At 60.0% G+C, this 11064-nt stretch carries 5 protein-coding genes, 3 tRNA genes, 3 rRNA genes and 1 pseudogene; 11 read left to right on the top strand and 1 reads right to left on the bottom strand.

Translation table 11 applies throughout. The features are described 5' to 3' along the window. Positions 1–5 precede the first annotated feature (5 nt). The 11 genes from fdhD to DKT77_RS14360 all read left to right on the top strand — a co-directional run bounded on the left by fdhD (position 6) and on the right by DKT77_RS14360 (position 10270). Positions 6–824 carry a formate dehydrogenase accessory sulfurtransferase FdhD gene (fdhD, locus tag DKT77_RS14410; protein ID WP_109812376.1) on the top strand — a complete coding sequence of 273 codons (819 nt, stop codon included), beginning with the start codon at positions 6–8 and terminating at the stop codon, positions 822–824. Then, the gene (locus DKT77_RS14405; protein WP_109812375.1) at positions 814–1032 is read left to right on the top strand and encodes a formate dehydrogenase subunit delta; all 219 of its coding nucleotides are present in this window, start codon (positions 814–816) and stop codon (positions 1030–1032) included. Before fdhD ends, DKT77_RS14405 begins: the two co-directional genes overlap by 11 nt. A 112-nt stretch (positions 1033–1144) precedes the next feature. Beyond that, positions 1145–2635, top strand: a complete 1491-nt coding sequence (locus DKT77_RS14400) for an FMN-binding glutamate synthase family protein (RefSeq protein WP_109812374.1) — start codon at positions 1145–1147, stop codon at positions 2633–2635. A 108-nt stretch (positions 2636–2743) separates the two neighbouring features. Beyond that, entirely contained in the window at positions 2744–3643 is a 900-nt protein-coding gene (gene msrP / locus DKT77_RS14395; RefSeq protein WP_109812373.1) for a protein-methionine-sulfoxide reductase catalytic subunit MsrP, read from the top strand. Continuing rightward, complete coding sequence (msrQ, locus tag DKT77_RS14390; RefSeq protein WP_109812372.1) at positions 3643–4251, top strand: protein-methionine-sulfoxide reductase heme-binding subunit MsrQ; 609 nt, start codon at positions 3643–3645, stop codon at positions 4249–4251. Before msrP ends, msrQ begins: the two co-directional genes overlap by 1 nt. Positions 4252–4872: 621 nt before the next feature. Next, positions 4873–6337, top strand: a 16S ribosomal RNA gene (locus DKT77_RS14385). A 159-nt stretch (positions 6338–6496) separates the two neighbouring features. After that, a tRNA-Ile gene (locus DKT77_RS14380) sits at positions 6497–6573 on the top strand. Positions 6574–6619: 46 nt separating this feature from the next. Further along, positions 6620–6695 (top strand) — tRNA-Ala (locus DKT77_RS14375). A gap of 339 nt (positions 6696–7034) precedes the next feature. Then, positions 7035–9938: ribosomal RNA gene (locus DKT77_RS14370) — 23S ribosomal RNA — on the top strand. A gap of 95 nt (positions 9939–10033) precedes the next feature. Continuing rightward, a 5S ribosomal RNA gene (gene rrf, locus DKT77_RS14365) occupies positions 10034–10148 on the top strand. The 16S, 23S and 5S rRNA genes sit together here with 3 tRNA genes alongside, the layout of an rRNA operon. A gap of 45 nt (positions 10149–10193) precedes the next feature. Continuing rightward, positions 10194–10270, top strand: a tRNA-Met gene (locus DKT77_RS14360). A 513-nt stretch (positions 10271–10783) separates the two neighbouring features. Here DKT77_RS14360 and DKT77_RS21100 read toward each other — a convergent pair. Beyond that, positions 10784–11064 (bottom strand): annotated as a pseudogene (locus tag DKT77_RS21100) (hypothetical protein); the annotation flags it as partial.

The following is an 11064-nucleotide window of genomic DNA, read 5'->3' as shown; positions in this document are numbered from 1 at the left end:
GCGGGATGGTCCGTCCGCTGCGCAGCATGCCGGGCCTTGCGGTGCAGGGTGACGGGCGGCACGAGGTCGCCCGTGCCCTGCCCGAGGAAACTCCCGTCGCCATCGTGATGGACGGCAGCACGGTAGCGGTGATGATGACCACGCCTGGCGACCTCGAGGATTTCGCGCTCGGCTTCGCGTTGACCGAAGGTCTGATCTCATCGCGGTCCGAGGTGGCCGATTTCGAGATCGTCGAACATGCTGCCGGGATCGAAGCGCGGTTCTGGCTGACCGGGGACCGGTCGGCAGCGTTGAAGGCGCGACGCCGGGCGATGCTGGGGCCGGTGGGCTGCGGGCTTTGCGGCATCGACAGCCTTGAACAGGCGCTGCGGCCCGTTCCACTTGTTGGCGCGTCGGCCCTGCGGATCGCGGCGGGCGAGGTGGCTCGCGCCACGGATGCCCTGCGTGCCCTGCAGCCGCTGCACGATCAGACCCGCGCGGTCCATGCCGCGGGCTTTCTGCGCCCCGGCGCCGGGGTCGTGCTGGCGCGTGAGGACGTTGGGCGTCATAACGCTCTGGACAAGCTGATCGGCGCGATGGCGCGCGCCGGGACCGATCCGCGCTGCGGCGCATTCGTGCTGACTTCGCGGGTGTCGGTGGAGATGGTGCAGAAGACCGCGATGGCCGGCTGCCCTGTGCTGATCGCCGTCTCGGCACCCACGGCCCGCGCGTTGCGGATCGCCGAGGACGCAGGTATCACCCTTGCCGCTTTCGCACGGGCGGGGGGCTTCGATCTTTATGCCCATCCGGAGCGCATTACCACGGGAGCAAGCGATGTCGCCTGAAAAGATGACCATGATGGCGAACCAGATCGCCACTTTCTTCAAGACCCAGCCGGGCAACGGGCAGGCGGACGCCGTCGCCGCCCATATCAACGATTACTGGGAGCCGCGGATGCGCGCGCAACTGATTCAGCACGCGGAGGCGGGCGGGACCGGGCTGGATCCGCTGGTCATGCAGGCGGTGGGCGCGATCCGGGTGCCGGCGGACTGATCCCACCACCGGTGCGCGCGGGGCCCGGCTCAGGCGCCGTGCTGAAAATGTCATTTGCTCCCGGCGGGCTTCTGTGGCGCTATCGCCCCGAAGCGGACGCAAGGAGCGGGCAATGGGATTTGTGGAACGCGGGCTCAATCTGCTTGGGCTTGCCCTTGTGCTGGCGGTCGCCATCGGGCTTGCGGCCATTGTCATCCTCTTCATCGTGGACAGCCTGCAGACGCGGGACGCGATCCGGCGCAACTACCCCGTTCTGGGGCGCTTCCGCTACCTGTTCACCAACCTGGGCGAGTTCTTCCGCCAGTATTTCTTCGCGATGGACCGCGAGGAGATGCCGTTCAACAGGGCGCAGCGCGGCTGGGTGGAACACGCGGCGAAGGGCGACAGCAATACCATCGCCTTCGGGTCCACCCGTAACATCGACATCGTCGGCACGCCGATCTTCGTGAATTCGGCCTTCCCGCCGCTGGACGAGGAAGCCGCCCCGGCCGCGCCTTTGATGATCGGGCCGGAAGCCAAGATCCCGTTCGTGGCGCGGTCGTTCTTCAATATCTCGGGTATGAGCTATGGCGCGATCTCGGCTCCGGCTGTGATGGCGCTGGCGCGCGGCGCGAAGCAGGCCGGCGTGTGGATGAATACCGGCGAGGGCGGGGTTTCGGACTATCACCTGCAGGCGGGTTGCGATCTTGTCTACCAGATCGGCACGGCGAAATACGGCGTGCGCACGCCGGAGGGCCGGTTGGACGACGACAAGCTGCGGGCCGTTGCGGCCTATGAGCAGGTTCGCATGTTCGAAATCAAGCTGAGCCAGGGCGCCAAGCCCGGCAAGGGCGGCATCCTGCCGGGCGAGAAGGTCACGCCCGAGATTGCCCGCGTGCGCGGCATCGCAGTGGGTCAGACCAGCCACTCGCCCAACCGCCACGAGGAAGTTCACAACTGGTCGGAGCTGCTGGATTTCATCGGCCATGTCCGCGAGGTGTCGGGCAAGCCGGTGGGCGTGAAGATGTGCATCGGTTCGGTGGACGGGCTGCGAGAGATGTTCGAGACGATCAATGCACGCGGAGCCGACAGCGCGCCGGATTTCATCACCATCGATGGGGGCGAGGGCGGTACTGGCGCTTCGCCAATGCCGCTGATGGACCTGGTCGGGATGCCGATCCGCGACGCGCTGCCCCGCACGGTGGACATGCTGCACGAATACGGACTGCGCAACCGCATCCGCGTGATCGCCAGTGCGAAGCTGGTCAATCCCGGGGACGTGGCCTGGGCGCTTGCGAGCGGAGCGGATTTCGTCGCTTCAGCGCGGGGTTTCATGTTCGCGCTGGGGTGCATCCAGGCACTGAAATGCAACCGGAATACCTGCCCCACAGGGATCACGACCCATGATCCGCGCCTGCAGCAGGGGCTTGTGGTCGAGGACAAGTTCCAGCGCGTGGCGAACTACGCGACCAGCGTCATCAAGGATGTGGAGACGATCGCCCATTCGGTCGGGGTGGACGACCCGCGCAAGCTGACCCGTGCCCATGTGCGGGTGGTGCAGCCCAACGGCCGGTCGATCCGGATGAACGCGCTGTTCCCCGAACCCGAGGCCCGGGTGCACTGACGACGTGCGCGCACCGGCTGCGGCGCCCTGGTGACAATGCCGTGATGCGGTGTGCTTTGCCTCTTTCCGCTGCGTGACTAGGGTATCGTTCAACGGATGGAGGGCATCATGGCCAAAAAGACGCGAAACCTGACTTGGGCCGACGTAACGCCTGAAACGCATTTCCTTAACCGCCGCCAGATTCTTGCCGGGGCTGGGGCAGTGTCGCTGGGCGCGATTGCCGGGCGCGGCCGGGCGACCGAGGGGTTGGAGCCGAACAGCTTCGAGGACATCACCAGCTACAACAACTTCTATGAATTCGGCACCGGCAAGGAAGACCCGGCGCGCTACGCTCACGAGATGACCACTGCGCCGTGGTCTGTGACCATCGACGGTATGGTGGACAAGCCCGGCAGTTACGATCTTGCCGCGCTGACCGATGGGATGACCATCGAGGAACGGATCTACCGGTTCCGCTGCGTCGAGGCCTGGTCGATGGTGATACCTTGGAACGGGTTCGAGTTGCGCGGACTGCTGGACCGGGTCGGCGTGCAGCCCGGTGCGAAGTACGTTGCATTCGAGACGCTCTACCGGCCCGACGAAATGCGCGGCACCCGCTCACGCATCATCGACTGGCCCTACCGCGAGGGGCTGCGGCTGGACGAGGCGATGCATCCGCTGACGATCCTGGCGACGGGACTTTACGGAAAGCCCATGCCGAACCAGAACGGCGCCCCCATCCGGCTGGTGGTGCCGTGGAAATACGGGTTCAAGTCGATAAAGTCGATCGTGCGGATCTCGCTTGTGGCCGAACAGCCCGAAACGAGCTGGAACATGATCGCGCCGAACGAATACGGCTTTTACAGCAACGTGAACCCGGCAGTGGACCATCCGCGTTGGAGCCAAGCCACTGAACGGCGGGTCGGCGGCGGGCTGTTTGCGGCCCGGCAGGATACGCTGATGTTCAACGGCTACGAGGACGAGGTGGCCGGCCTCTATGAAGGCATGGACCTGAAGCGGTTCTATTGATGGATCTCGCGGCGGAAGTGACCCGTAGGGCGCGACGCGTCCCGGTCTGGGTGATCTATGTGCTGGGACTGGCGCCGATGGGCTGGCTGTTCTGGCTTGGGCTGACGGGCGGGCTTGGTCCCGAACCGATTAAGGCGCTTGAACATCGCTACGGGCTGATCGCACTGCAGCTTCTGGTGGCGGGTCTCGCCATCACGCCGCTGTGCCGGATCGCTCGAGTGAATCTGATGCGGTTTCGCCGCGCGGTCGGGCTGCTCGCCTTTGCCTATGTGACGGCGCATCTGTTGGTCTGGCTTCTTCTCGATCTGCGGTCGCTCTCGCTGATTTGGCAGGATCTTGTGAAACGCCCCTACGTGACCATCGGAATGGCCGGGTTCGCCTGCCTCGTGCCATTGGCGCTCACTTCGAATGACCGATCGGTGCGGGCGCTTGGGCCGAGGTGGCGGCGGCTGCACCGGCTCACCTATGTCGCAGTGCCGTTGGGCGCAGTCCATTTCGTTATGCTGGTGAAAGGCTGGCAGTGGGAACCACTGGCCTATCTGGCGGCGATCCTGGGCCTTCTGGCCCTTCGGTTGCGGCTTGTGCGGAGCGCGTTTCAGCAGGCCTGACGGGTCGCACACGTCTGAGACGAAATTGCGGAAAGTGACCTATGGGAATGCCTTTGCGTCAGCTCAAGAACGATGTAAGTAATTGAAAAATATACACATATCAGAAAAATGACAAAAACCGTATTTTGCCTCAAAAAAGCTCTTGCGACTCTTGGTTGGTCTGTTTAGACACCCCTTCACCGACGGGGCGGCGACGCTCTGACGGGGCCCGGGACGGGACGGCGGCTAAGGTTGCTGGAAGGTTTCGGGGAAAATCTGAGGCAGCGTTGATCGGGTAGCGCCAGGTAAGTTTGGCGCCACACGGTTGATTTTGTCTCTGGAGCTTTCGGGTTCCGCGCTTTTTGACAATTGAGTATCTGAAGAGATATGTGGGCGGTTTGGTCTGTTCGATGGATCAGCCTCTTTCATATCAACGCTTCTAGGATTTCGGTCCGATGATGAAGTGTCAGCTTCACTGTTTGTCGGTATCACGTTTCTTCGGAAACTGATGCACGAGAAACAGAAGATGTCTGTTGGCCTGCGGGTTCTGGTGATTGGGGTTCGTCCTCAAGTAGCCGGAGGCGGTAGGACAATGGATGATGTGCAGAGGTTCGAACGTCAAGGATATGCCTTCGGGCATTTCAACTTGAGAGTTTGATCCTGGCTCAGAACGAACGCTGGCGGCAGGCCTAACACATGCAAGTCGAACGAGATCTTCGGATCTAGTGGCGGACGGGTTAGTAACGCGTGGGAACGTGCCCTTCTCTACGGAATAGTCCCGGGAAACTGGGTTTAATACCGTATACGCCCTTCGGGGGAAAGAATTTCGGGGAAGGATCGGCCCGCGTTGGATTAGGTAGTTGGTGGGGTAATGGCCTACCAAGCCTACGATCCATAGCTGGTTTGAGAGGATGATCAGCAACACTGGGACTGAGACACGGCCCAGACTCCTACGGGAGGCAGCAGTGGGGAATCTTCGGCAATGGGCGCAAGCCTGACCGAGCCATGCCGCGTGAGCGATGAAGGCCTTAGGGTTGTAAAGCTCTTTCGCCAGGGATGATAATGACAGTACCTGGTAAAGAAACCCCGGCTAACTCCGTGCCAGCAGCCGCGGTAATACGGAGGGGGTTAGCGTTGTTCGGAATTACTGGGCGTAAAGCGCACGTAGGCGGATTGGAAAGTTGGGGGTGAAATCCCGGGGCTCAACCCCGGAACTGCCTCCAAAACTATCAGTCTAGAGTTCGAGAGAGGTGAGTGGAACTCCGAGTGTAGAGGTGAAATTCGTAGATATTCGGAAGAACACCAGTGGCGAAGGCGGCTCACTGGCTCGATACTGACGCTGAGGTGCGAAAGTGTGGGGAGCAAACAGGATTAGATACCCTGGTAGTCCACACCGTAAACGATGAATGCCAGACGTCGGGCAGCATGCTGTTCGGTGTCACACCTAACGGATTAAGCATTCCGCCTGGGGAGTACGGTCGCAAGATTAAAACTCAAAGGAATTGACGGGGGCCCGCACAAGCGGTGGAGCATGTGGTTTAATTCGAAGCAACGCGCAGAACCTTACCAACCCTTGACATCTGGATCGCGGTTTTCCGAGAGGAATTCCTTCAGTTCGGCTGGATCCAAGACAGGTGCTGCATGGCTGTCGTCAGCTCGTGTCGTGAGATGTTCGGTTAAGTCCGGCAACGAGCGCAACCCACGCCTTTAGTTGCCAGCAGTTCGGCTGGGCACTCTAAAGGAACTGCCGATGATAAGTCGGAGGAAGGTGTGGATGACGTCAAGTCCTCATGGCCCTTACGGGTTGGGCTACACACGTGCTACAATGGCAGTGACAATGGGTTAATCCCAAAAAGCTGTCTCAGTTCGGATTGTCGTCTGCAACTCGACGGCATGAAGTCGGAATCGCTAGTAATCGCGTAACAGCATGACGCGGTGAATACGTTCCCGGGCCTTGTACACACCGCCCGTCACACCATGGGAGTTGGTTCTACCTGACGACGCTGCGCTAACCTTCGGGGGGCAGGCGGCCACGGTAGGATCAGCGACTGGGGTGAAGTCGTAACAAGGTAGCCGTAGGGGAACCTGCGGCTGGATCACCTCCTTTCTAAGGATGTTTCTGGAAGTGATGCTTGCATCACTCGTGAAACACTTAGCAGTCACGGTCCTTCTCACGAAGGCACGGTCAATTGGCCGGAAGTGACATATACGGCCAGGCCGTCCTCATATCTCTTCAGGAAGTTGCAGACCTACCGGTCTGGATCTTGGGTCGGTAGCTCAGGTGGTTAGAGCGCACGCCTGATAAGCGTGAGGTCGGAGGTTCAAGTCCTCCTCGACCCACCATGATTATCAAGGATGCGCCCACCAGAGGCGTCGGGTGCAACCTTACGGGGCCTTAGCTCAGCTGGGAGAGCGCCTGATTTGCATTCAGGAGGTCAGGAGTTCGATCCTCCTAGGCTCCACCAAAACAACTTCGGATACTCATGATCATCGGCGCCGATTTGACCGGCAAGCAAGGCGACTTGCTTTCCCGTCCAATCGGACACGCGGCTCCGGCCGCGGTTTTGACATCGTTTAGAGAGATACAACATCAGAGCTACGGATCTTCCGCGTGAGGAAGATCGGCGCGGCCTTCGGGCCGTTGCGACGTAGTTTTGTTCCAAGTCAAGTACACTAACCAACATGGCATTCATCACGAACCAGGATGAATGCCGGGAAAGTACGACTTTTGATCTCAAGCCCCCGAGCGAGCAATCGCACACAAAAGGCGGGGGTCAGGAAGAGGCCTTGCTTCTTCTGGATCAAATCAAGCGCGAGAAGGGCGTTTGGTGGATGCCTTGGCAGTAAGAGGCGATGAAGGACGTGATAACCTGCGATAAGCTTCGGGGAGCCGGTAATAGGCTTTGATCCGGAGATTTCCGAATGGGGCAACCCACCTGACACTTTATTATTGTCGCTTCGCGGCGGTCTCTCCGGTCCGGCCTTTGGTCGGTTGGGGGTGTCGTGGCGAGGTCGTCAATAATGGGGTGAAACAGGTACTAATAACCTGAATACATAGGGTTTTTAGAGCAAACCCGGGGAACTGAAACATCTAAGTACCCGGAGGAAAGGACATCAATTGATACTCCCCTAGTAGCGGCGAGCGAACGGGGACCAGCCGAGCCAGAGTTGTGAGCAGAACCGTCTGGAAAGTCGGGCGATATGGGTGACAGCCCCGTATGCGAAGCAGCAATGGACGTATTAAGTAGGGCGGGACACGTGAAATCCTGTCTGAAGATCGGGGGACCACCCTCGAAGGCTAAGTACTCCTTACTGACCGATAGCGAACCAGTACCGTGAGGGAAAGGTGAAAAGCACCCCGACGAGGGGAGTGAAACAGTACCTGAAACCGAACGCCTACAATCAGTCGGAGCCTCCTTGCGGGGTGACGGCGTACCTTTTGTATAATGGGTCATCGACTTGGTCTATCCAGCAAGCTTAAGCCGTTAGGTGTAGGCGCAGCGAAAGCGAGTCTTAATAGGGCGTCGAGTTGGATGGATCAGACCCGAAACCGAGTGATCTAGGCATGACCAGGATGAAGGTACGGTAACACGTACTGGAGGTCCGAACCCACACCTGTTGAAAAAGGTCGGGATGAGTTGTGCCTAGGGGTGAAAGGCCAATCAAACTCGGAGATAGCTGGTTCTCCGCGAAATCTATTTAGGTAGAGCGTCATCCGAATACCCCGGGGGGTAGAGCACTGGATGGGTAATGGGGCCCCACAGGCTTACTGATCCTAACCAAACTCCGAATACCCGGGAGTACTAGATGGCAGACACACTGCGGGTGCTAACGCCCGTAGTGGAGAGGGAAACAACCCTGACCTCCAGCTAAGGCCCCCAATTCACGGCTAAGTGGGAAAGCAGGTGGGACGACCAAAACAACCAGGAGGTTGGCTTAGAAGCAGCCATCCTTTAAAGATAGCGTAACAGCTCACTGGTCTAAATAAGTTGTCCTGCGGCGAAGATGTAACGGGGCTCAAGCCGTGAGCCGAAGCTGAGGATGCCGCAAGGCATGGTAGCGGAGCGTGGTGTGACATAGTCCGTGTCTGTTATGCCGCCCGATGTGGAAGCGCGAAAGCGCCCAAGCAGCGAAGCGGTAGCGCAGACAAGGACTCTACTGTGAAGCCGGGGCGTAAGCCATCCGGTGGAGTGATCACCAGTGAGAATGATGACATGAGTAGCGACAAACAGGGTGAGAGACCCTGTCGCCGAAAGTCCAAGGGTTCCTGCTTAAAGCTAATCTGAGCAGGGTAAGCCGGCCCCTAAGTCGAGGCAGACATGCGTAGACGATGGGAACCAGGTTAATATTCCTGGGCCAGGAGGATGTGACGGATCGGAAACGTTGTCGGGTCTTATCGGATTGACCCGGCCGCCAACCGGTTCCTGGAAATAGCCCTCCATCAGACCGTACCCGAAACCGACACAGGTGGACTGGTAGAGAATACCAAGGCGCTTGAGAGAACCACATTTAAGGAACTCGGCAAAATACCTCCGTAAGTTCGCGAGAAGGAGGCCCGGTTCGTAGGCAACTATGGGCCGGGGGCACAAACCAGGGGGTGGCGACTGTTTACTAAAAACACAGGGCTCTGCGAAGTCGCAAGACGACGTATAGGGTCTGACGCCTGCCCGGTGCCGGAAGGTTAAAAGGAGGGGTGAGAGCTCCGAATTGAAGCCCCGGTAAACGGCGGCCGTAACTATAACGGTCCTAAGGTAGCGAAATTCCTTGTCGGGTAAGTTCCGACCTGCACGAATGGCGTAACGACTTCCCCGCTGTCTCAAATGTGGACTCAGCGAAATTGAATTGCCTGTCAAGATGCAGGCTTCCCGCGGTTAGACGGAAAGACCCCGTGCACCTTTACTACAGCTTCACACTGGCATCAGGCCAAGCATGTGCAGGATAGGTGGTAGGCTTCGAAGCCGTGACGCCAGTCGCGGTGGAGCCTCCCTTGAGATACCACCCTTGCTTCGCTTGATGTCTAACCGCGGTCCGTTATCCGGATCCGGGACCCTGTGTGGCGGGTAGTTTGACTGGGGCGGTCGCCTCCTAAAGCGTAACGGAGGCGCGCGAAGGTTGGCTCAGAGCGGTCGGAAATCGCTCGTTGAGTGCAATGGCAGAAGCCAGCCTGACTGCGAGACTGACAAGTCGAGCAGAGTCGAAAGACGGCCATAGTGATCCGGTGGTCCCGAGTGGAAGGGCCATCGCTCAACGGATAAAAGGTACGCCGGGGATAACAGGCTGATGGTGCCCAAGAGTCCATATCGACGGCACCGTTTGGCACCTCGATGTCGGCTCATCTCATCCTGGGGCTGGAGCAGGTCCCAAGGGTACGGCTGTTCGCCGTTTAAAGAGGTACGTGAGCTGGGTTTAGAACGTCGTGAGACAGTTCGGTCCCTATCTGCCGTGGGTGTAGGATACTTGAGAGGAGTTGCCCCTAGTACGAGAGGACCGGGGTGAACGATCCACTGGTGGACCTGTTGTGGCGCCAGCCGCAGTGCAGGGTAGCTATGATCGGAAAGGATAACCGCTGAAGGCATCTAAGCGGGAAGCCCCCCTCAAAACAAGGTATCCCTGAGGACCGTGGTAGACCACCACGTCGATAGGCCGGAGATGTAAGCGCAGCAATGCGTTCAGTTGACCGGTACTAATGGTCCGATAGGCTTGATTTGATCCAGTAGAAGCCAGGCGCTTCCGCAAAATCAAAAGCCGTACACAAAACGTGTACCCGACTTGGAACAATATCTGATGAAGGCGGCTTCCTCGGTTTGGTGATCATAGCGCAAGTGAAACACCCGATCCCATCCCGAACTCGGCAGTTAAGCACTGTCGCGCCAATGGTACTGCGTCTCAAGACGTGGGAGAGTAGGTCATCGCCAAACCTAGAAAGCCGCCAACCTCTCAAAACGATGAAAACAAACAACCAGCGCGGGATGGAGCAGCCCGGTAGCTCGTCAGGCTCATAACCTGAAGGTCGTAGGTTCAAATCCTACTCCCGCAACCAGCGAAATCTGACTATCAGACAGCAAAGCGCCCCAAGGGGCGCTTTGTCGTGTCTTCTCATCACCTTGGAACACGTGCGACGCCGCACCCCGGATCTCGATCCGCATCCCGTCGCGCGCCGCCGCATCCCCCCACACATGAACGGCGCCCAGAAGCTCGCGAAGCAGCGCATTCGCCGCAACCATCTGATCGCTGCCCGTCAACAGATCCTCAAGACGCTCCACCTGCGCACGGTAGATCTCTTCCAGCGCCGCCAGCGTCGGCATCACCGGCGCCGCGGCAACGGCCATCGCGTCGAGATCGCCCTGCAGCGCCGCGCGCTCGCCCTCGCCCTGGAACAGGCTGTTCCCGCGCAGCGCGCGCAGCAGGCGCGTCGGCCCCGTCCGATCGCCTGGCGCGAGGGCAGGGAGCACGGTGTCGTGCATGACCTCGGCCGCGCATCGTGCGCGGCGCAGGGCGTCTTCGACCAGCGCGGTCAGGCGATCGGGATCGGCGGGGAAGTCGGCGGGGCGCATCAGCCGTGCCCTCCCGCCACCAGCGCGGGCGTGAGAACATCGCGGCGGCCGCCGGGAAACTCGCGGTTCGGGCGTGTCGCCAGCTTCTTGGCGGCGCGGAACTCGGCCGCCATGTCGCGCTCGGCCTGGAACCGCGCGCGCAGCTTCTGCATGTCCTCGAACGCCGCGCCCGTCAGATGGCCGAGCACCGGGGTCGCGCGCCCGCCGAGCGTGAACGACTTGTGCCCCACCGGCACCATGACACGCCGGATGCACACGAAGCGCGTCGGCTCCATCAGGC

The sequence above is a fragment of the Meridianimarinicoccus roseus genome, assembly GCF_003172915.1.
In the GTDB taxonomy this organism is placed as follows: Bacteria; Pseudomonadota; Alphaproteobacteria; order Rhodobacterales; family Rhodobacteraceae; genus Meridianimarinicoccus; species Meridianimarinicoccus roseus.
Note: the sequence above shows the minus strand (reverse complement) of the source record. Positions and strands in the feature narration are given on the sequence as shown.

Excerpts from the sequence above, each read along its gene's own strand:
- msrQ (WP_109812372.1), top strand. The coding sequence starts at position 3,643 with ATGGATCTCGCGGCGGAAGTGACCCGTAGGGCGCGACGCGTCCCGGTC.
- DKT77_RS14400 (WP_109812374.1), top strand. The coding sequence starts at position 1,145 with ATGGGATTTGTGGAACGCGGGCTCAATCTGCTTGGGCTTGCCCTTGTG.
- fdhD (WP_109812376.1), top strand. The coding sequence starts at position 6 with ATGGTCCGTCCGCTGCGCAGCATGCCGGGCCTTGCGGTGCAGGGTGAC.
- msrP (WP_109812373.1), top strand. The coding sequence starts at position 2,744 with ATGGCCAAAAAGACGCGAAACCTGACTTGGGCCGACGTAACGCCTGAA.
- DKT77_RS14405 (WP_109812375.1), top strand. The coding sequence starts at position 814 with ATGTCGCCTGAAAAGATGACCATGATGGCGAACCAGATCGCCACTTTC.